Source organism: Enterovirga rhinocerotis (genome assembly GCF_004363955.1).
In the GTDB taxonomy this organism is placed as follows: domain Bacteria; phylum Pseudomonadota; class Alphaproteobacteria; order Rhizobiales; family Beijerinckiaceae; genus Enterovirga; species Enterovirga rhinocerotis.
This window is the reverse complement of record NZ_SNZR01000013.1, coordinates 546,477-567,654: the sequence shown is the minus strand read 5'-3', so window position 1 is coordinate 567,654 and position 21,178 is coordinate 546,477. Positions and strand designations below refer to the sequence as shown.

The 21,178-nt window shown below is 69.6% G+C and carries 17 protein-coding genes; 10 read left to right on the top strand and 7 right to left on the bottom strand.

What is annotated here, in order from left to right:
- Positions 1-7 precede the first annotated feature (7 nt).
- From EV668_RS14310 to EV668_RS14300, 3 genes are all read right to left on the bottom strand, one after another.
- The gene (locus EV668_RS14310) at positions 8-1,984 is read right to left on the bottom strand and encodes a heme lyase CcmF/NrfE family subunit (protein WP_133771137.1); all 1,977 of its coding nucleotides are present in this window, start codon (positions 1,982-1,984) and stop codon (positions 8-10) included.
- A gap of 25 nt (positions 1,985-2,009) precedes the next feature.
- Positions 2,010-2,483, bottom strand: a complete 474-nt coding sequence (gene ccmE, locus EV668_RS14305) for a cytochrome c maturation protein CcmE (protein ID WP_133771136.1) — start codon at positions 2,481-2,483, stop codon at positions 2,010-2,012.
- A gap of 334 nt (positions 2,484-2,817) precedes the next feature.
- Positions 2,818-6,342 (bottom strand): indolepyruvate ferredoxin oxidoreductase family protein, encoded by a 3,525-nt coding sequence (locus tag EV668_RS14300; protein WP_133771134.1) that lies wholly within the window; start codon positions 6,340-6,342, stop codon positions 2,818-2,820.
- A gap of 342 nt (positions 6,343-6,684) precedes the next feature.
- Here EV668_RS14300 and EV668_RS14295 point away from each other — a divergent pair, with 342 nt between their 5' ends.
- The 4 genes from EV668_RS14295 (at position 6,685) to EV668_RS14280 (ending at position 10,297) form a co-directional block, all read left to right on the top strand.
- On the top strand, positions 6,685-7,329 hold the full coding sequence (locus EV668_RS14295; protein ID WP_245513176.1) for a DUF1007 family protein: 645 nt from the start codon (positions 6,685-6,687) through the stop codon (positions 7,327-7,329).
- Positions 7,330-7,391: 62 nt separating this feature from the next.
- On the top strand, positions 7,392-8,351 hold the full coding sequence (locus EV668_RS14290) for a nickel/cobalt transporter (protein WP_245513174.1): 960 nt from the start codon (positions 7,392-7,394) through the stop codon (positions 8,349-8,351).
- Between the two features lie 10 nt (positions 8,352-8,361).
- A complete protein-coding gene (locus EV668_RS14285) occupies positions 8,362-9,792 on the top strand; it encodes a cytochrome P450 (RefSeq protein WP_208111543.1) in 1,431 nt (476 codons plus the stop codon).
- 103 nt (positions 9,793-9,895) lie between these two features.
- A complete protein-coding gene (locus EV668_RS14280) occupies positions 9,896-10,297 on the top strand; it encodes a DUF2794 domain-containing protein (protein ID WP_133771129.1) in 402 nt (133 codons plus the stop codon).
- A gap of 247 nt (positions 10,298-10,544) precedes the next feature.
- Here the strand turns inward: EV668_RS14280 and EV668_RS14275 are convergent, their stop codons facing one another.
- The 3 genes from EV668_RS14275 to EV668_RS14265 form a co-directional block, all read right to left on the bottom strand.
- Positions 10,545-11,327: a Bax inhibitor-1/YccA family protein gene (locus EV668_RS14275; RefSeq protein ID WP_133771127.1), complete on the bottom strand. Its 783-nt coding sequence runs from the start codon at positions 11,325-11,327 to the stop codon at positions 10,545-10,547.
- A 198-nt stretch (positions 11,328-11,525) separates the two neighbouring features.
- Positions 11,526-14,135, bottom strand: coding sequence for an ABC transporter permease (locus tag EV668_RS14270; RefSeq protein ID WP_133771125.1), 2,610 nt, complete (start codon positions 14,133-14,135; stop codon positions 11,526-11,528).
- The gene (locus EV668_RS14265; RefSeq protein ID WP_133771123.1) at positions 14,135-14,827 is read right to left on the bottom strand and encodes an ABC transporter ATP-binding protein; all 693 of its coding nucleotides are present in this window, start codon (positions 14,825-14,827) and stop codon (positions 14,135-14,137) included. Before EV668_RS14265 ends, EV668_RS14270 begins: the two co-directional genes overlap by 1 nt.
- Positions 14,828-14,951: 124 nt before the next feature.
- Here EV668_RS14265 and EV668_RS14260 point away from each other — a divergent pair, with 124 nt between their 5' ends.
- Positions 14,952-15,575 (top strand): arylesterase, encoded by a 624-nt coding sequence (locus EV668_RS14260; RefSeq protein ID WP_133772047.1) that lies wholly within the window; start codon positions 14,952-14,954, stop codon positions 15,573-15,575.
- Positions 15,576-15,584: 9 nt separating this feature from the next.
- Here EV668_RS14260 and EV668_RS14255 read toward each other — a convergent pair whose 3' ends face one another.
- Complete coding sequence (locus tag EV668_RS14255) at positions 15,585-16,370, bottom strand: SDR family NAD(P)-dependent oxidoreductase (RefSeq protein WP_133771121.1); 786 nt, start codon at positions 16,368-16,370, stop codon at positions 15,585-15,587.
- A 254-nt stretch (positions 16,371-16,624) separates the two neighbouring features.
- Between EV668_RS14255 and EV668_RS14250 the strand changes: the two genes are divergently transcribed.
- The 5 genes from EV668_RS14250 to EV668_RS14230 all read left to right on the top strand — a co-directional run bounded on the left by EV668_RS14250 (position 16,625) and on the right by EV668_RS14230 (position 21,086).
- Positions 16,625-17,149 carry an invasion associated locus B family protein gene (locus EV668_RS14250; protein WP_133771119.1) on the top strand — a complete coding sequence of 175 codons (525 nt, stop codon included), beginning with the start codon at positions 16,625-16,627 and terminating at the stop codon, positions 17,147-17,149.
- Between the two features lie 127 nt (positions 17,150-17,276).
- Positions 17,277-18,305, top strand: coding sequence for a lysylphosphatidylglycerol synthase domain-containing protein (locus EV668_RS14245; RefSeq protein ID WP_133771118.1), 1,029 nt, complete (start codon positions 17,277-17,279; stop codon positions 18,303-18,305).
- A gap of 14 nt (positions 18,306-18,319) precedes the next feature.
- A complete protein-coding gene (locus tag EV668_RS14240; RefSeq protein ID WP_133771116.1) occupies positions 18,320-19,147 on the top strand; it encodes a class I SAM-dependent methyltransferase in 828 nt (275 codons plus the stop codon).
- A 115-nt stretch (positions 19,148-19,262) separates the two neighbouring features.
- The gene (locus EV668_RS14235) at positions 19,263-20,444 is read left to right on the top strand and encodes an ATPase (RefSeq protein WP_133771114.1); all 1,182 of its coding nucleotides are present in this window, start codon (positions 19,263-19,265) and stop codon (positions 20,442-20,444) included.
- A 3-nt stretch (positions 20,445-20,447) separates the two neighbouring features.
- Positions 20,448-21,086, top strand: coding sequence for a hypothetical protein (locus EV668_RS14230; RefSeq protein ID WP_133771112.1), 639 nt, complete (start codon positions 20,448-20,450; stop codon positions 21,084-21,086).
- Positions 21,087-21,178 lie beyond the last annotated feature (92 nt).

Genomic DNA, 21,178 nt, shown 5'->3' with positions numbered 1-21,178 from the left:
GGCCCGCTCACTCGGCCGGGACGAGGCCGGAGCGGGGCCGGACCCGGCTCGGCGCTCCGATCCGCAGGCGCCTGTCGCTGAGGCAGAGGGCACCGCCCGCCGCCATCACGACCGAGCCGAGCCAGATGAGCAGGACGAGCGGCTTGTCGTAGAGCCGCAGGCCGATCGTGCCGTCCGGATACATCTCGCCGAAGCTCGCATAGAACTGGCTCGTGCCGTCCGTCAGGAGGCCGGCCTCCGTCGTGGTGGTCTCGCGCGCCGGATAGCTGCGCTTCTCGCATTCGACGACGCCGAGCCCGGTCCCGCCGCGGCTCACCTCGAGCAGGGCGACCTTGGCCTGGTAGTTGGGGCCTGGCCGGTCGCGGACGTCGACGAGCTTCGCCTGGTAGCGGCCGACGGTCAGCGTCTGGCCGATCTTGGCGGCCGTGATGGTCTCGTGGCTCCAGGCCTGGGCGGCGAGGCCGATGAGCGTGATGCCGAGCCCGGCATGGGCGGCGACGCTGCCCCAGGTCGAGCGCGGCAGGCCGATCGCCCGCCGCAGGACGATCGCCGGCGTGCGGCCGGCTCCGGCGCGGACCCAGATCTCGGTCAGCGAGCCGAGAATGAGGAACACGCCGATCCCGATGGCGAGGGGCGCCAGGATCGGCCCGCCGGTGGTGAAGGCGACGACTCCGAGCATGCAGGCGATCGAGACGAGCCCCGCGGCGAGGAGGCGCTGCGCCGCTCCGAGCAGGTCGCCGCGCTTCCAGGCGAGGCGCTGCCCGAAGGGAACGACCACCAGCAGGAGCAGGGCCATCGGCGTGAAGGTGAGGTCGTAATAGGGGGCGCCGACGGAGATCTTCTCCCCCGTCACCGCCTCGAGCGCCAGCGGGTAGAGCGTGCCGAGGAAGACCGTGGCGCAGGCCGAGGCGAGGAGGAGGTTGTTCACGATCAGCGCGCCCTCGCGCGAGATCGGCGCGAAGATGCCGCCCTGGCGCAGAAGCGGCGCCCGCCAGGCGAAGATCGCGAGCGAGCCGCCGATGAAGACGACGAGGATCGCGAGGATCGCGACGCCGCGGCCGGGATCGACGGCGAAGGCATGGACCGAGGTCAGGATGCCCGAGCGCACGAGGAAGGTGCCGAGCAGCGAGAGCGAGAAGGTCAGGATGGCGAGGAGGATCGTCCAGATCTTGAGCGCCTCGCGCTTCTCCATCACGACGATCGAATGGATCAGCGCCGTCCCCACGAGCCAGGGCATGAGCGAGGCGTTCTCGACCGGGTCCCAGAACCAGAACCCGCCCCAGCCGAGTTCGTAATAGGCCCAGTACGAGCCCATCGCGATGCCGAGCGTCAGCAGGCTCCAGGCGAGCAGCGCCCAGGGCCGCACCGCCCGCGCCCAGACGGCGTCGACCCGTCCGTCGATCAGCGCCGCCATGGCGAAGGCGAAGGTCATCGAGAAGCCGACATAGCCGAGATAGAGCAGCGGCGGATGGATCGCGAGCCCGAGATCCTGGAGGACCGGATTGAGATCCCGCCCCTGCATCGGCGCCGGATCGAGGCGGCGGAAGGGGTTCGAGGTGAACAGGATGAAGAGCTGGAAGGCGACGGTGAGAGCCGCCTGGACCGCGAGCGCGTTCGCCCGAAGCGCGAAGGGCACCGTCCTCGGATTCAGCGCCACCAGCGCGCTGAACAGCGCGAGGATCGCGACCCAGAGGAGCATCGAGCCCTCGTGGTTCCCCCAGACGCCGGAGATCTTGTAGATCAGGGGCTTGGCCGTATGCGAATTCTGGAAGACGTTCTCGACCGAGAAATCGGACGTCACGTGAGCGGCGACGAGCGTCGCGAAGGAGAAGGCGATCAGCCCGAAGACGGCGATCGCGACCGGCGCGGCGATCGCCATGAGCACCCGGTCGCCCGTCCGGCTGCCCCAGAGCGGCAGGACGAGCTGGAGCAGCGACAAGCCGAGAGCGAGGCCGAAGGCGAAATGGCCGGCTTCGATCAGCATGATGCAGGCATCCCCACCGAACGCCTCATCGCCCGTCGGCCGGACCGGCAGCGGCGGCGGCAGGCACCTTGCCGTCCTTCCAGTGGCCCTGGGCCTTGAGCGCGTCGGCGACTTCGCGGGGCATGTAGTTCTCGTCGTGACGAGCGAGGACCGTCGCGGCCCTGAACGAGCCGGAGGCTTCGACCGCACCTTCCGTCACGACGCCCTGCCCCTCCCGGAAGAGATCCGGCAGGAGGCCGCGATAATGCACCGTCACGCGGGACGCACCGTCCGTCACCGCGAAGGTCACGGTCTGGTCCGGCCCGCGCCGGATCGAGCCGGTCTCGACCAGCCCGCCCAGCCGGATGCGCTGTCCGACCTGCGGCTCCTGGATCACCTGGGTCGGCGTCCGGAAGAACACGATCGTACCGCGCATGCCGTAGAGCGCGAGGCCGAGCGCGAGCGCGAGCACGGCCCCGGACACCGCGATGATCGCGATGCGGCGGCTGCGCCGTGTCATGCGCCGCGCCCGCCCCGGCGCGGTCATGCGCCCGGAACCGGCGGATCCGGCCAGGAGTGTCTGTTCTGAAGCCATGAGAAACCGCGGGGGAATAGAGGAACCCTGAGGCAGGGCGCGTCCGAAAGCAACGCTCCACAATGTCCTGCGACGACTTGCGGCGGCGGTTTTGCGGTAGATCAAGGAACGATCAGCTTCGGCGACCGTCCATCTCCGTCATGGCGAGCGCAGCGAGGCAATCCATTCCGAGCGGCGTCGAGGCGCCCCCTGGATTGCTTCGTCGGCGGCGCCACCTCCTCGCGAAGTCGGGGCGAGGTCCCTGCCGAGACCAGCGCCCCTATTCCGCAGCCTCCACCAGGACCGGCTCGGGCGAGCGGAAACGGGCGAGGAGGGCGGCCTCCTCCGTCTTCGCCGCCGCGAGATGGCGCTCCTTGACGTGGCCGTAGCCGCGGATCTTCTCGGGGATCGTGGCGAGCCCGATCGCGACCGCGTGGTTGCGGGCCGAGAGCTTCGGCAGAACCTCGTCCAGCATCGCCTCGTAATCCCGGATGAGCTGACGCTCGGTCTTGCGCTCGTGGGTGTAGCCGAAGACGTCGAAGGTGCCGCCGCGCAGACCCTTCAGCTTCGCGAGAAGGCCGAAGGCCTTCATCATCCAGGGGCCGAAGCTCATCTTCCTCGGCACGCCGGTCTCGGGATCGGGACGGGCGAGGAGGGGCGGCGCGAGGTGGAACTCGTAGCGCAAGGTCCCCGCCTCGAAGGTCGCCTCGATCTGCTTCTGGAAATGGCCGTTCGTGTAGAGGCGCGCGACCTCGTACTCGTCCTTGTAGGCCATCAGCTTGAAGAGGTAGCGGGCGACCGCCTCGGTGAAGCCGGTCCCGCCCGGAACGACGCGCGCTTCGGCGGCGCGGGTCTTCTCGACCAGCCCCTTATAGCGGGCGGCATAGGCGGCATCCTGGTAATCCGCGAGGAAGGCGACGCGCCGCGCGATCACCTCGTCGAGGCTTTCGGACAGATCGGCCGTGTCGCCCGAGGCCTTGGCCGAGGCGACGAGCTTCGCCACCGCCTCCGGCTCGACGGCAGCGCGCCGGCCCCATTCGAACGCGTCGAGATTCATCGGCACGGCTTCGCCGTTCAGCTCGATCGCCTGGCGGATCGATTCTCGGGTGAGCGGCACGCGGCCCGTCTGCCACGCATAGCCGAGCATGAACATGTTCGCCCCGATGGCATTGCCGAGAAGCGCCGTCGCCGCCGCCGTCGCGTCGACGAAGGAGACGCCGGGTCCGGTCTCGCTCCGGCCTCCGGCCGTCTGGGCGATGACGCGCTTCAGGCGTTCGGCGGGAAGCGAGAAATCGGCGTTGCGGGCAAAATCGCCCGGCATCACCTCGGCGGTGTTCACGACGAGGCCCGTGCGGCCGACGCGGATCGAGCCGAGCACCTTCTTGGACCCCGTCACGACGAGGTCGCAGCCGAGGACGAGATCGGCCTGGCCGGCCGTGACGCGGATGGAGGTGATGTCCTCCTGGCGCTGGGCGAGCTTAAGGTTGCTCACGACCGCGCCGCCCTTCTGGGCGAGACCGGCCATGTCGATGAGGCCGAGCCCCTTGCCCTCCAGATGCGCCGCCATCCCCATGATGGAGCCGACCGTCAGCACGCCCGTCCCGCCGATGCCGAGGACGAGCACGTTGAAGGTCGTCCCCATCTCCGGCAGCACCGGCTCGGGAAGCTCCGCCATCCCGTCGCTCGAGGCGAGCGCGACGGGCTTCGGCTTCTTCGGCTTGCCTCCATGCACCGTCACGAAGGACGGGCAGAAGCCCTTCACGCAGGAGAAGTCCTTGTTGCAGTTCGACTGATCGATCTGGCGCTTGCGCCCGAACTCGGTCTCCAGCGGCTGCACCGAGACGCAGTTCGACTGGACCGAGCAATCGCCGCAGCCCTCGCAGACGAGGTCGTTGATGATCACGCGCTTGTCGGGATCGGGAAAGGCGCCGCGCTTGCGGCGACGCCGCTTCTCCGTCGCGCAGGTCTGGTCGTAGAGGAGGACGGTGACGCCAGGGATCTCCGCAAGCTCGCGCTGGATGGTCTCGAGCTCGTCCCGGTGATGGATGGTGAGGCCGGCCGGCCAGCGATAATTCGCAGGGTACTTGTCCGGCTCGTCGGTCACGAGGCGGATCGTCTCGACGCCCTCGGCCGCGACCTGACGCGCGATCTGGTCGACCGTGAGCGAGCCCTCGTGCGGCTGCCCGCCGGTCATGGCGACCGCGTCGTTGAACAGGATCTTGTAGGTGATGTCGGTCTTCGTATCGACCGCCCAGCGCAGGGCGAGCGAGCCCGAATGGTTGTAGGTGCCGTCGCCGAGGTTCTGGAACATGTGGCGGCGGGTCGAGAACGGGGCCTCGCCGATCCAGTTGGCGCCCTCGCCTCCCATCTGGGTGTAGCCCTCGGTCGAGCGGTCCATCCACTGCGCCATGAAATGACAGCCGATGCCGGCATAGGCGCGGTGCCCCTCCGGAACCTTCGTCGAGGTGTTGTGCGGGCAGCCCGAGCAGAAGCCCGGCGTGCGCACGGCGACGTCGGAGGCCTGGGCCAGCATCTCCTGCGCCTGCTTGAGGCGCGAAACGCGCTGCGCGAGGTCGTCGTTGTTGTGGTAGCGCAGGAGCCGGTCGCCGATCGCAATGGCGATCTCGTTGGCGTCGAGCGCGCCCTTGACCGGGAACAGCCAGTCGCCGCCCTCGTTCTTCTTGCCGATGACGAGCGGCTGGTTCGCCGTCCCGTACAGCTCCTCCTTGACCTGGACCTCGATCAGCGAGCGCTTCTCCTCGACGACGATGACGAGGTCGAGGCCGCGGGCGAAGTCGATCAGCTCCGATTGCGGCAGCGGCCAGGGGCAGGCGACCTTGAACAGGCGGAGCCCCATATCGGAGGCCTTCACCTCGTCGAGGCCGAGCTCCTCCATCGCCTCGCGGACATCGAGATAGGACTTGCCGACCGTGATGATGCCGACCTTCGGGTTGCGCCCGCCGGTCAGGACCATCTGGTTGAGGTTGTTCGCCCGCACATAGGCGAGCATCGCGTCGCGCTTGTAGTCGTGGAGGCGCGCCTCGAGTTCGAGGAAGGGGTCGCGCGTGCGGATGTTGAGGCCGCCGGGCGGCATCGCGAAATCGTCCGGGATGACGATCTTCACCCGGTCGATCGAGCCGTCGACGGAGGCGGTCGATTCGATGTTGTCCTTCACGCATTTGAAGGCGGTCCAGACGCCCGCGAAGCGCGACAGCGCGAAGCCGTGCAGGCCGTAATCGAGGATCTCCTGCACCCCGGCCGGGTTCAGGATCGGGCTCATCACGTCGACGAAGGCGAATTCGGACTGGTGGGCGACGGTCGAGGATTCGGCCGTATGGTCGTCGCCCATGAGCGCGAGCACCCCGCCGTACTGGGCGGTTCCCGCCTGATTCGCATGCCGGAAGACGTCGCCCGTCCGGTCGACGCCGGGGCCCTTGCCGTACCAGACGCCGAAGACGCCGTCGTACTTGCCCTCGCCGCGGATCGCCGCCTGCTGCGCGCCCCAGTTCGCGGTCGCGGCGAGTTCCTCGTTGAGGCCCGGCTGGAAGACGATGTGGTGCTCGGCGAGCTGCTTCTTCACCCGGTAGAGGTTGAGATCGAGGCCGCCGATGGGGGAGCCACGGTAGCCCGAGACGAAGCCGGCCGTGTTCAGGCCCGCGAGCCTGTCGCGCTCGCGCTGCATCATGAGCAGGCGGATGATCGCCTGCGTGCCCGAGATGAACACCCGGTCCTTGGTGAGATCGTACTTGTCGGCGAGCGATACCGATCGCAGCGCAGTGCCCTCGAGCCCATCGCGATCCGCCATGACCCGATCCTCCTCGCCTCGACCCCGGCCGATTGTCGGTCTCTCAAAGGGTCAGTAATGCTGACATATCGCCCGTCAGGGGTCAACGCAGCTTGGAGCTTTTCGAAGCTTCCGTCGATATGGGGATTCGCGGCCGGGTTTCGAGCGGATCGGGGAGATGAGGACGCCCCCGAGCCTCGGATGACCGGCGCGTCCTCTCCCGGACATGTCCGGGAGAGGCGTCGTCAATCCGCCCCATTCGAAACGGCATATAGAGAGGTCGGCTGCGGCGACGCGCCGTTCGTCTTCACGTTCGGTTAACCCTGCGGCACCACCGTCGAACCAGCGTCACCGGTCAATCCCGTGCAGATTCGTCCCGCCCTCGCCATCATCGCCTCGGCCTGCATGAGTCTCGCGTCCGGCGGCGCGCTCGCCCATCCCCATGTCTGGGTGCAGGCCAAGGCCGAGCTGATCTACGAGCCGGAGGGCCGGGTCGCCTCCGTGCGCCATCACTGGACCTTCGACGAAGGCTATTCGGCGGTCGCGGTACAGGGGCTGGACGCCAACGGCGACGGCACGATCTCGTCCGACGAACTGGCCGAACTCGCCAAGACCAACACGACCTCGCTCGTCGATTTCGGCTATTTCACCTCGCTCAGGGCGAACGGAAAGAAACAGGGCTTCGCCGCTCCCCGCGCGGAGCGCATGTCCTACGAGAACGGCCTCCTCACGCTCAGTTTCGAACTGCCGCTGGATCAGGCGGTGTCGGGCCGAACGGTGGTGCTCGACGTCTACGATCCGACCTTCTTCGTCGATTTCCGCACCGCGCAGGGCGACGACGCGGTCAAGCTCGCCGGTGCTCCGTCGGGTTGCACCCTGCGGATCACCCGTCCCAAGCCCGCCGTCGAGCAGGGCAAGCAGCTCGACGAGAATTTCTTCCAGAGCCTCACCTCCACCTCGACCTACGCGGCCCAGTTCTCGAGCCGCTCCATGGCGGTATGTCCGTAGACGCGCTCGCCAGGGATGGCGCGAGGGAGGTCGGGACGGCCCGATCCTGGCCGCTCCGCCTGATGCTCGCTGCTCTCGCGGTCGCGCTCGTGGCGGGTCTCGTCGCGCTCGCCGGCTGGTGGCTCTCCGCCGCCGCGCCCCCGCCGAAGGCGCCGCATCCCTTCGGGATGGGCCTGCGCGAGGCGGCACCGGCGACAAGCGGCGTCGCCGCGCTGCTGCTGTCGTGGCAATCGGCCTTCTTCAACGCCCTGCGCGCCATGCTGACCTCGATCCGCGACGGCGGCGGGGGCGCCTGGGCGCTGCTCGGCATCGGCTTCGCGTATGGCGTCTTCCATGCCGCCGGCCCCGGCCACGGCAAGGCGATCATCTCGGCCTATATCGTCTCAAGCGAGCGCGCCCTCGCCCGCGGCATCGCCGTCAGCGTCGCCGCGGCCCTGGTCCAGGCCGTCGTCGCGATCGCGCTCGTCGGCATCGTCTTCCTGCTCGTCGGCGGCACCGCGGCCACGATGAGCCGCACCGCGAACGCGGTCGAGATCGCGGGCTTCTCCCTCGTCGCGGCGCTCGGCGCCTATCTCGTCTGGAAGAAGGCCGGGGCGCTGGCCATCCTCCTGCGCGGCGAAGGCGCGGGACGCGCCTCGGCCTTCGATCCCACCTGCTCCTGCGGGCCGGTCGATCCGGCGCGGACCGGCCGGACCCTCGTCCAGATGGCGGGCGTCGCCCTCGGTGCCGGCATCCGGCCCTGCGCGGGCGCGATCGTGGTCCTGACCCTCGCGCGCTCCTACGGCATCTTCCCGCTCGGGATCGCGGCGACCCTCGCCATGGCGCTCGGCACGGCGCTGACGACGAGCGCGATCGCGATGGTCTCGGTCTATGCCAAGCGCCTTGCGCTCCGATACGCGGGGGGGCGCGGCGAGACGACGGCCCGGCTCGGCGCGGGCGCGGAGCTGATCGCCGCGGCCTTCGTCCTCGTCATCGGGCTTGCCCTCGTCGCCGGTCTCTGGGATGTCGGAGGCGGAACCTGACGCCATCGCCGTGACCGACTACATCCCGCCGTTCCCGCCCCGGCCGGCCGCGCAGCTCTCCGCGCTGCAGGTCATCCGGCGCGCCCGGCGGAACTTCCTCGAGATCTTCGGCGAGCGGGCCTTCGATTTCCAGCTCTCGGTGACGCAGCTCCTGCGGCGGCGCATCGTCATCTGCAACCATCCCGAACTCGTCCAATACGCCTTCTCGACCAAGAACGCGTCCTTCGAGCGCAAGTCGCCGCAGATGCGGCACGCGCTGGAGCCGGTCGCCGGCGACGGCCTCATCATCTCCGACGGCACGACATGGCGCTCGCGGCGCAAGGTGGTCGCGCCGATCATCCACGTCTCGCGCATGCGCGACTTCGCGCCCGTGATGGCGCGCACCGCCGTCGAGACCCGAGAGCGCTGGACGTCCCTGTCCCCCGGCACGGAGCTCGACATGCTCGGCGAGATGGCCGAACTCACCGCCGAGATCATCACGCGCACCGTGTTCGGCAGCGAGCTCGGCCCGGCCGATGCGCGCGAGGTGGCGGAAGGCTTCTCCGACTACCAGCGCGCGGTAGGCCGCATGGATGTCCTGTCGCTGATGGGCGTCCCCGACTGGTTTCCCCGCCCGCACAGCCTGCGCGTCAAGCGGGCGACGCGCCGCATCCACGCCGTGCTCGACCGCATCATCGACGGCCTCGTCGCGCGCGGCACCGCGCAGAACGGCTCGATCGTCGGGCGCCTCCTCGAGGCCCGCGACGAGGAGACCGGCCGCCCCCTCAGCCGCGAAGCCATCCGCAACGAGGCGGCGGTGATGTTCCTCGCCGGCCACGAGACCACCGCGAACACGCTGAGCTTCGTCTGGTTCCTGCTCTCGCAGGCGCCGGAGGTCGAGGCCCGGCTCCATGCCGAGATCGATTCCGTGCTCGGCGGACGAGAGCCGGCCCTCGCGGACCTGCCGAAACTCGCCTGGACCCGCGCCGTGCTCGAGGAGACGCTGCGGCTCTACCCCTCGATCCCGCTCCTCGCGCGGGAGACGCTCGAGGAGGAAACGATCCGCGAGCGGCGCGTGCCGAAGGGCTCGATCGTGATGGTGGTGCCCTGGCTTCTGCACCGCCACCGGCAGCTCTGGACCGATCCGGACCATTTCAAGCCGGAGCGGTTCCTGCCCGGCAGCGGCGAGCCCGTCTCGAAATTCGCCTATATCCCCTTCTCGATCGGCCCGCGGATCTGCGCCGGCATGTCGTTCGGGGTGACGGAGGCGATGCTCTGCATCGCCGTCCTCGCGCAGCGCCTGCGGTTCCGGCTCAAGGCGGGCCACGTGGTCGAGCCGGTCTGCCGGCTGACGCTGCGACCCGGCGACCATCTGCCGATGCATGTCGAACAGCGCGAGGCACTCGTGCCGGCAGAGCCGCCGCCGGAGGCGCCTGCGGCCTGTCCGCACATCCACGGCTGACCTTCGGCCGGCAACCCCCTTCGCGAGCCGCGAAGGCCTTGCCAGAGCCACGGGACGCCCGCATCATGATCGACCGGGTGCGGCGGCCCGGCCGGGAGAGCCGATGAGCGACGGCGAGGTTGGCGAGCCCCATCGGGCAGGACGGGACGGCGGCCCCCAAGGCCGTCCGGGCGAGGTCGTCCCCTTCCCCGGACAGGCCGCGCCTCTCCAGGTCACCTTCGACCGGCACGAACTCGGCCAGATCCTCAATCTCTACGGACGGCGGGTCGCTGAGGGCGAGTGGCGCGACTACGCCATCGACTTCAGCCGTGACAAGGCCGTCTTCGCGATCTTCCGGCGCACCTCCGAGACGCCGCTCTACCGGGTCGTCAAGGAGCCGAAACTCGCGCGGCGCCAGGGCGCCTACGCGGTCGTGACCGGCCAGGGCATGGTCCTGAAGAGAGGCCACGATCTCGCGAAGGTGCTGCGGGTCCTCGACAAGCCGCTGAAGCTCGTCACGAACTGACTTTGCCCTCGGCGCGGATGCCTCTCCCCTTGCGGGAGAGGTCGAGCGACGCCGCAGGCGTCGACCGGGTGAGGGGCGCGCGCCTTCGGCAGCGGCGTGTATCCCGTTCCCCTCATCCGGTTGCGCTGACGCGCAACTCGACCCTCGGGTCAAGCCCGAGGGCAAGCTTCTTCGGCCAAGCGTCATTCCCGAAACGAAAAAGGCCCCGGCTTTCGCCGAGGCCTCGTCTCGCCCGTGGGCGGGATCGTCAGTCGTTCCGGTTGCCCATGAAGGCCAGCAGGAACTGGAACATGTTGATGAAGTCGAGGTAGAGCGTCAGCGCGCCGAAGATCGAGGCCTTCTGCGCCTCTTCGGCGGTGTAATTGCCGAAGAGATACATCTCCTTGAGCTTCTGGGTATCGTAGGCCGTGAGGCCCGCGAAGATCACCACGCCCGCCGCCGAGATCACGAACTGAAGTGCGCTCGAGGCGAGGAAGATGTTCACGATCGAGGCCAGGATCAGACCGATCAGGCCCATGACCAGGAACGTCCCGATGCCCGAGAGGCTGCGGGTCGTCGTGTAGCCGTAGAGGCTGAGGCCGCCGAAGGCCGCCGCCGTCACGAAGAAGGTCTGCGTGATCGAGGCGCCCGTGTAGCGGATGAGCAGCGTCGAGAGCGACGCGCCCATGACCGCCGCGAAGGCGAAGAACAGGCCCCGGGCGCCAGCAGCCGACATCCGGTTCGCGGTGAACGAGAACAGGAAGATGAAGGCCAGCGGCGCAAGCGCCACCACCCACATCAGCGGCGTCGCGTACAGCGTCCGTCCGAACTGCGTCAGCAGAACGCTGTTTCCGAGCTTGGCGACGGCCTGGCTCGGATCCGTCGCCACAGCGAGCTTGTTCACGCCCAGCGCGACCAGCGCCGAAATGGCGAGGCCCAGGATCATGTTGTTGTAGACGCCCAGCATGAACGAGCGCAGGCCCTGATCGACCTCCGCCTGTGTCTGGGCATAGCCCGCGCCGTAGCCGGGCGGGTTCTGATACGATTGCATGGGAGTCGTCCTCTGGATGGCTCTCAGCGTGTTTGTCGGGAAGGAGGATTCACGCGTCCCTCCATCGCCGGACATCCGGCGCCTACCGAAATATGGAGGTATCCCGACGTCTCGGCAACCCCCAAAGAGGTCGCCGGGGTGCCGCGACAGTACTGAATCCGCTCCGCAAAGGAGAAAGTTTCGGCAAGGAGACGAATCCTACAGCGTGCGAAGGTAAGGTGCCGGTTTCTGCCCCAGAATCCGCCAGGTCCCGGCAAGACCGAGCCCGATGGCGATTACGACGGCGAGGCCCGCGGACATGATCGCGCTCGTCGCATCCGGCATGAACTCCAGATTCATCACGCGCGAGACGATCAAAGCCGCGGCGGAGGTGCCGGCGAGGATGCCGAACAGGGCCGTCGCGAGGCCGAGGACGCCGTATTCGGCGAGATAGGCGCCGAGAAGCCAGGGCCGCGTCGCGCCGAGCGTCTTCAGGATGACCGCGTCGTAGAGACGCGCCCTGTGACCGGCGGCGAGCGCTCCGGCGAGGACCAGCAGGCTCGCGGCGAGCGCGACCGAACTCGCGGCCCGGATGGCGAAGAGCAACTGGGACACGACCGAGTTCACCGCCTCGAGCGCGTCCTTCACCCGCACGCTGCTGACGGCCGGATAGCGCCGGGCCGCCTCGCGCAGGATGCGGGCCTCCGAATCGGCGGCCGCGTCCTTCGGCAGGGTGAGCGTCATCAGGTCCGAATGAGGCGCGCCCGCGAAGCTCTGCGGGGAGAAGACGAGAACGAAGCCGATCCCGATCCGCCGCCATTCGATCCGGCGCATATTGGCGATCTTCGCCGTCATGGCGCGGCCGAGGACGTTGACGGAGATCGAATCCCCGACCGCGAGGCCGAGCCCCTTGGCGATCTCGGCATCCATCGACACGAGCGGCGGCCCGGAGACGTCCGGCGCCCACCACTCGCCGTCGATGACGGTCGAGCCCTCGGGCACGGTCGCCGAATAGGTGATGCCCCGATCGCCATCGAGGACCCAGGCCGCGTTGGGGGCGGCCTTGGCCTCTGCGACGGGCGTGCCGTTGATGGCCGTGAGGCGGCCGCGCATCATCGGCGTCGCCTCGATCGTCCCGCCCGGCGCCTCGCGCTGGAGGAAGCCGCGGAACTCCTCGGAGGTGGTGCTCGGGATGTCGATGAAGAAGAAGTTCGGAGCCCGGTCGGGCAGGGTCTGCCCGATCTCCCGGCGCAGGTTCGCGTCGATCGTGGTGATCGTGACGAGGAGCGTGATGCCGAGGCCGAGCGAGAGGACCAGCGTCGGGGTCAGCGCGCCTGGCCGATAGAGATTGGCGACGGCGAGGCGCAAGAGGGCCGTCGGGGCCGGCGGCAGGCGGCGGAAGCCCGCCATCAGCCCGATCGCGACGACGCGCAGGAGAAGGAAGGCGGCGCCCGCCGCCCCGACGAAGAGCAGCGCCACGCGCTTGTCGTAGGCCGCCCCGATGGCGAGCGCGACGAGAAGCACGCCCGCGAGGATCGAGCCGAGCCGGAACAGGAGCGGCGGCTTGTGGGGATCGGGCGCGATCCGGTCGCGGAAGAGGCCGGAGACCGGCACCGCATGGGCACGCCCGAGGGGCGCGAGGGAGAAGGCGAGCGCCGTCAGCAACCCGTAGAGGAGCGCGACGCCGAGATCGGAGAGCGACACGATCGGATCGATCGGGATGGGCAGGACCGCCCCGAACAGTCCCGCGACCGCGAAGGGGATCGCCGCACCGAATGCGAGACCGATCGCGATGCCGAGGAGGGCGATCGCCATCACCTGCAGCAGGTAGATCGTCACGATCCGCCCGCCCGTCGCACCGAGGCTCTTCAGGATACCGATCGAGACCCGTTTCCGGTCGACGAAGGCCGCGACGGCATTGGCGACCCCAACCCCGCCGACGAGGAGCGCCGTCAGCCCGACGAGGGTCAGGAACTGCGTGAAGCGCTCGATGTTGCGGGTGAAGCGCGGATCGGCATTGTCGCGGGTGCGGATCTCCCAGCCGGCCGCGTCGTCGGGCAGGTCCGCCCGGAGCGTATCGGCGATCGCGGCCGGGCTCGGCGCCGGGCCCGAACCCGCCTGATCCTCGGGGAGCGTGATCCGATAGGTCCAGCGGACGAGGCTGCCCGGCTGGACGAGGCCGGTCGCCCTGAGCCCGTCGAGCGAGATCAGGAAGCGGGGACCGAAGCCGATCCCGGCCGCGATCTTGTCGGGTTCGGAGAGGAGGCGAGCGGCGAGCCGGAACCGGGCCTGGCCGATCGTCACCTCGGCGCCGGGCTTGAGGCCGAGCCGGTCGAACAGCGTCGGGTCCGCGACGGCATCGAACCGAGGCGAATCCGCCCGGGAGCCGTCGATCTCGCCGATCGGCAGGATGCGCGCGGGCGGATCGAGGACCGCCGCGCCGATCTCCGGGTAATCCGGCCTGACCGCCTTCAGCTCGACCAGCGTCGCACCGGCATCGCCCGCATTGGCCATCGCGCGCAAGGTCGCGATCGCGGAGACCTTGCCGTGGCGGGCGAGGAGACGCCGCTCTTCCACCGTGGCCTCGCGCTGGACCACGGAGAGGGCGAGATCGCCGCCGAGGATCACCCGCCCCTGCGTCGTGATGCCCGAGACGAGCGAATGGGCGACGGAGTTCACGCCCGCGATGGCGGCGACGCCGAGCGCGATACAGGCGATGAAGACGGCGAAGCCCGAGAGGCCCGCCCGCAATTCGCGCAGGGCGAGTCGTGCCGCCAGGGCGAAGCCGGGCGGGCGCGGCGTCGGGGCGGCCGGAAGCGTGCCGTGCATCAGGCGGCGCTCGGCACGGGCTCGGCGACGATCTGCCCGGCTCGGAGCGGGATCGTCCGGTCGCAGCGCGCAGCAAGCGTCGGATCATGCGTGACGAGGACGAGGGTCGCACCGCGCTCGCGCTTCAGCGAGAACAGCATGTCGGCAATGATGCGTCCGGTCTTCTCGTCGAGATTGCCGGTCGGCTCGTCGGCGACGACGAGGGCCGGGTCGGGCGCGAGAGCCCGCGCGATCGCGACGCGCTGCTGCTCGCCGCCCGATAGCTGGGCGGGATAGTGGTGGAGCCGTTCGCCGAGGCCGACGATGGCCAGTTCCTCCTGCGCGCGCCGGAACGGATTGGGCTTGCCGGCGAGTTCGAGCGGCAGGGCGACGTTCTCGAGCGCCGTCATGGTCGGCACGAGGTGGAAGGACTGGAAGACGATGCCGATGCGGCGGCCGCGCACCTGGGCGAGCGCGTCCTCGCCGAGGCCCGTCAGGTCCTCCCCGTCGAGGACGACCCGGCCCCGGTCGGGCCGCTCGAGCCCGGCCATCACCATCAGCAGCGTCGATTTGCCCGAACCGGACGGGCCGATCAGCCCGACCGCCTCGCCACGCTCGACGGCGAGGTCGATTCCTTTCAGGACGTCGACGCGGGCGGCGCCATCCCCGAGGCTCAGCTCGACAGCCTCGAGCGCGATGATCTTGCCCGTCATGCAATGACGCCTAACTGTCGGAGACCCGATGGGAATGAGGAATGCCAGAATGGTGCCGGCGCGGCAGCGGACATATGGGACAGATTACGCGATCCTCCAACGCATCTGCGGCATTGTGCTCGCCATGCTGCTCCTGCTGGGCGTGGCTGGGCCGGCGGCCGCTCAGGATGCGAAGGCGGAGGGCCGCGTGCTGAAGCTCGTCGCGCTCGGCGACAGCCTGACGGCGGGCTACCTGCTGCCGGAGAGCGCCGCCTTCCCCACCGTCCTGCAGGCCGCGCTGCGTGCGAAAGGACACAAGGTCGAGATCGCCAATGCCGGCGTTTCGGGCGACACGGCCTCGGGCGGGCTCGCCCGCGTCGACTGGTCGGTGCCGGACGGGACGGACGGGGTGATCCTCGAACTCGGGGCCAACGACATGCTGCGCGGCATCGACCCCGCGGTGACGCGCAAGGCGCTCGACGGCATCGTCTCGCGCCTCAAGGCCCGCGGCATCCCGGTCATGCTGGCCGGCATGTACGCGGCCCGCAATCTCGGCCCCGATTACCAGAAGCGCTTCGAGGCGATCTATGCCGACCTCGCCAAGGAGTACGACCTCGTCCTCTATCCCTTCTTCCTCGACGGCGTTCAGGGCGCCGATCCGCGCCTCGCGCTGCCGGACGGGCTGCACCCGTCCGCCGAGGGCGTGAAGACGATCGTCGAGCGCATCCTGCCGAGCGTCGAGACTTTTCTCGCGCGGCTGAAGGGCTGAGCCGAGCCGCTATTTCGGCTGCATGCGGAGCGCGCCGTCGAGGCGGATCGCTTCGCCGTTGAGCATGTCGTTCTCGACGATGGCCCGGACGAGCTTGGCGTATTCCTGGGCCTTGCCGAGACGCGAGGGGAACGGGATCGTCGTCTCCAGCGCCGTGCGCACCTCGTCCGGCAGGCCGTCGAACATCGGGGTGTGGAAGAGCCCCGGCATGATCGTCATCACCCGGATGCCGTAGCCGGCGAGATCGCGTGCGACCGGCAGGGTGAGCCCGAGGACGCCGCCCTTCGAGGCCGCATAGGCGGCCTGGCCGATCTGGCCCTCGACGCCCGCGACCGAGGCCGTGTTGACGATGACGCCGCGCCCGCCATCGGGAGTCGCCGGATCGAGTTCGGCCATCCCGGCGGCCGAGGCCGCGATCATGCGGAAGGTGCCGATGAGGTTGATCTCGATCGCCGCCTTGAAGGTCTTCATGTCGTGGCCGACCGGCTTGCCGGTCTCGCGGTTCTTCGAGACGGTGCGACGCCCCGGAGCGATGCCGGCGCAATTGACGAGGATGCGCTCGGTCCCGTGTTTGGAGCGGGCGGAGGCGAGGGCCGCGGCCACGGACTCGTCGCTGGTGACGTCGACCTGACAGAAGATCCCGTCGATCTCGTCGGCGACCTGCGTGCCGCGCTCGGCATTCAGGTCGAACACCGCGACCCGCACGCCCTGGTCGGCGAGAAGGCGCGCCGTCGCCTCGCCCAGACCCGATGCCGCCCCCGTCACGACCGCCGCCATACTATTGTCGAGCTTCACCGCGATTCCTCCCTGTATCGGCGCGTGGTGTATCGTGAGGAAACGCAGAGGTGAACCTGTCCCAGCCCGGCGAGGCCCCGGCTCCCGCACGTCTCCTGCTCCCGGTCTCCCCCGAAGCCCACCGCCCGCGCCGACCTGCCGCGTGGCCACGACGCGACGGGGCCGATACAGCGAATTTTAACTCCCGCCATCGTAGTCCCTTCACCATGTCTGCCCGTCTTCTCGCCACGACGCGTCTGCTCGCCGGAGCTCTCGTGCTCCTTTCGCTGCCGCTCCTCGGTGCAGCCGAGGCTCAAACGAAGCGGGGGGCGAAGGACGCCGCCGCCTCCGGAATGCCCGGCGGCGCCAAGCAGGTCGCCACCTTCGGCGACTGGGGCGCCTATGTCGCGCAGAACGGCCGCTCGCGGCTCTGCTACGCGCTGTCCGAGCCGAAAAGCCGGAGCCCAGCCAATATCAGGGACACGAAGGCCTATCTGTTCGTGTCGTTCCGTCCCGCCGAGAAGGTGCAGAACGAGTTCGCCGCCATCCTCAATTTCAGGACGAAGGAAAAGGGCGCCGGCAGCCTCGTCGTCGGGAATGCGAGCTTCGGCATCATCACGATGGGCCAGAACGCCTGGATCCGCTCGCCGACCGACGAGGCGGCGGCGATCAACGCGATGCAGAAGGGCGGCACGATGACGCTGCAGGCTGTCTCGGCTCGCGGCAACAAGACCAGCGACCGCTATTCGCTCCAGGGCTTCACCCAGGCGCTGGAACAGGCCAAGCGGGACTGCCAGTAAGCGGCGCGGCGGCCTGCTGGCGTCGATCGACGTCATACGCGGCCCTTGCGACCTAACCTCCCTTGTCCATCGCACGACGCTCGGGCAGAAGGCCCGCGCGGGCCGAGATGCCCGGCCTGGAGGACGGATGAAGAACGTCAAGGATTTCATCTGGCCGATCATCGGCCTGGGTGCGGTCGTCATCTCGGGCTGGCTGCTGTACAAGGAGCTCCAGGGGCTGTCGCTCGCCGACGTCTGGGCGAGTCTGTCGAGCATCCCGCCGCACCGCTACGCCCTGGCGCTCGGTGCGACCTTCGTCGCCTATGCGGCCCTCGCCTGGTATGATCGGATCGCGCTGATCCATCTGGGCGTGAAGCACATTTCGTGGCTTTTCGTCTCGATCACGTCCTTCACGACCTACGCCCTGTCGCACAACATCGGCGCGTCGGTTTTCTCGGGGGCGCTCGTCCGCTACCGCGCCTATACCTCGCAGGGCCTTTCGGCCGCCCAGGTCGCGGTGCTGGTCGCCCTGTGCTCCTTCACCTTCGGCCTCGGCACGATCCTGCTCGCGGGCATCGTCTTCGCCTACGAGCCGGACCTCCTGATGAGGGTCGCGGACCGCGTGCCGGCAGCCCTCGCCAATCCGACGACCGCGCGCGTCTTCGCCTTCTGCTGCCTCGGCTTCGTCGCCCTCTACGTCATCGGCTCGCTGCTGCGCTTCAAGCCGCTGACGATCCGCAACTTCCATCTCGCCTATCCGCGCCCCAACGTGATGGGCCGCCAGCTCGTCGCCGCGCCGCTCGAACTGATCGGTGCCGCCGGCATCATCTATTTCGCGCTGCCGGAAGCCTCCAATCCGGGCTTCATGATCGTGCTCGGCGCCTTCCTCGCCTCCTTCTCGGCCGCGCTCCTGAGCCATGCGCCGGGCGGGCTCGGGGTGCTCGAGCTGATCTTCGTCGCCATGATGCCGGACGTGCCGAAGGCCGACGTGATCGCGGCCCTCCTCGTCTTCCGGCTGTTCTATCTTCTGCTGCCCTTCGCCGCCTCGCTGGTCGTCGTGCTGCTGTTCGAGCGGGCGCGGCTCGCCCAGGCCTGGCGAGACCGCGTGCCGGATTCGATCCCGGCGGGCGTGCCGCCGGCTCATGCGAAGCCGCCGGTGCCGCCGAGCCAGGGCTGAAGACCCGCCGTTCCGTGGCCCGCCCGTTCCGCCGGCTCGCCTTCGGTCTGTCGACGCTGCTGGGCGGGACCCCGCTCGGCTTTTTCATCCCCTATCGGCACGCGGCCTCGGCCCAGCCGGCCGGCTACCCCGCTCTGGACGCTCTCTTCGAGGCCGCCTCGCCCGCCTTCGAGGCGGTGCTCGCGGCGATCGAGACCCATGCGGGCGATCTCGACGCCATCCGCGAAGGCGCCGGGCCGGCGCGCTTCGACCAGGACTGGTTCCCCCGGCTCGATGCGGCCGCCGCCTATGCCATCGTCCGGCGCGAGCAGCCGCGCCGCATCGTCGAGATCGGCTCGGGCCATTCGACCCGCTTTCTCGCCAGCGCCGTCCGGGACGGCGGCCTCGCGACCGAGATCATCGCGATCGACCCGGCCCCGCGGGCCGATCTGTCCGGTCTCGGGGTGCGCCACGAGCGGCGCCTCCTCGCCGAGGCCGACCCGCTCCTCGCGGAGGGGTTCGGGGCCGGCGACGTCCTGTTCGTGGATTCGAGCCACATCGCCATGCCGGGCACCGATGTCGACCGCATCGTCGGCGACGTCCTGCCGCGCCTCGCGCCGGGCGCCCTCCTCCATTGGCACGACATCCTCCTGCCCGATCCCTATCCGCAGGACTGGGTCTGGCGCGGCTATAACGAGTCGATCCCGGTCGCCGCGCTGCTCGGCTCGGGCGGCTACGATCTCGTCTTCGCGAGCCATTGGGTGGCGACGCGCCGGAGCGAGCGGATGGGAACGGGCCTCCTCGGACGCCTGCCCTTTCCCGCCGGCGCGCGCGAGACGAGCCTCTGGCTCCGGCGGCGGTAGGCCGCAGAGCGACGGCTGTGCGCCGCCGCATTGTGGTCGCGGTTTGCAGCTTCTAGGTCTCAAGGACGTGCCGGACCGGGGGGAGAGCGGCGCCTGATCCCATTCATGAGGCCGCATGGCGGACGCCGTCACCTTCTCCATCCCCGATCCGCGCACCGCACGCGCGGCCGAGAGACGCGCCCGCGACCTGAAGCGCGGCTATTCGATCTCCACCAAGCGCCTCGTCCTCGCCTTCGCCATCGAGGGGATCATCGTCGCGACCTCGCTCGCCGGCGCCTGGCTGTTCGCGTCGATGTATGCGGGCGCCGATCCGGTGGCCTTCTGGATGATGATGCTGGCGCCGATCGCCTATGGGGTGATCGAGTTCAGCCGCGTTCCCCTCGCGGTCTCGATCCGCACCCAGCCTTCGCGGATCCTGCGCGTCGTCGCCGCGATCGGTGTGATCGGGGCCGCCGCCGTCACCATCAAGTCGATCTCCCAGCTCGGCGAGATCATGTTCCGGCCGCGCCTGACCGAGGCTGTCCGGACCCAGGCCGCGCTCGGCGAGGCCAAGGCCGCCCAGGCCACGCTGGACCGCCGGATCACCGATGCCGATGCCGTCGTGCAGCAGCGGGCGGGCCAGCTGTCCGAGGCCGAGGCGCGGGTGAAGGCCGGCAATTCCGAACTCGGCGCCCTGCCGCCGCAGCGCTGCTTCCGCACGACGAGCACGACCCGTGACGGCCGCCGGGTCACCGGCACGCGCTGCACCACCGATCCGCGCACGGATGCGATGACGGAGAGCCTCGCCTCCGCCCAGCGCGACCGCCAGGACGCCTCCAAGCAGCTCGATGCCGCCCGCACCGAGCGGGCGGCGCTCGACCGCTCCGCCATCGACAGGGCGGCTCGCGAGGCCGAGGTCGCCTATCGCGATGCGGTGATGCGCTCGCAGCTCCACAGCTTCACCGGCATGGTCTTCTTCAAGGACCCGGGAGAGGTGACGGACAAGGAGATCCACTCCTTCCTGTTCTTCTTCGTCTTCCTCCCGGCGATCGGCGCCTCGCTCGCGGCGACGCTGCTCGCCCTGACGGCCGTCGAGCGGGTGCGCGAGGAGGACGACATCGTCCTCGACGAGCGCGCCGGAGCCTTCATCCTCGAGCCCTTCGCGGCCCAGATCGTGCGCGAGGCGCGGGAGGAGGCCGAGCGGACGGCCGCCGCCGCCATCGAGCGGGCGAAGCCCGCCGCGCCGCCGAATCAGGTGCCCGCGGCCGCGCCCGCCTCAGCGGCAGCGCCGCTTCGGATCATCGAAGCGGGACGATAGGCGATGGAGATCCCCAACACGCCCGAGAACCGCGTCCTGGCCGGCGCGGTCAATGCGCGCATCAAGGCCGATGCGCGCATCCTCAACGCCAAGGCCGCCTTCTGGCGGCTCGCCGGCTGGGCGCTCGTCTGCGCCATGATCGGCATCGGTGTGGGCGCGGCCCTCGTCGGCTGGACCTATAGCCGCGGCGGGACGGAGGCGGTGGATAGCGAGAAGGTCGCCCGCGCCGTCGCCGCCGCCCTCGGCACCGTGACCCTCAAGACGGAGGGGACGGTCAAGCTCGATCCCGAATCTCGCCTCGCGGCCTCCCCGCCGGCGGAGGTTCCCCGGCCGACCGAGGGCCAGCTCGGCCAGGGCCAGCAGCCCGCCTCCCAGGGAGCGGTGAACACCGCCTTCACGGTCTTCAAGACGGTGCCGCATGCCGGCGGGCATGTCGTGACCGGCTGGAACTTCGAATCCAGCGAGCAGAAGGCCCCGGGCCGCCAGTACTGCTACTATTCGGAGCAGATCGACGGCGGCGCCAAGATCACCGTCGATCTCGGCGAGGACGGGCGCCAGAACATGCAGGCCCGGAGCCGCGGCGCGATGGATCCGGCGAATGCATGGACCAATTGCGTGTGGTTCAGGACCGGCGCGCTCTGACCGCGCGGCGATACGCCCGGCCCGCGCGGCGGCCTTTCCAGCCCGGCCTGTTTGGCGCCGGCCCATCGGGGTGCTAGGTCTTCGCGATACCG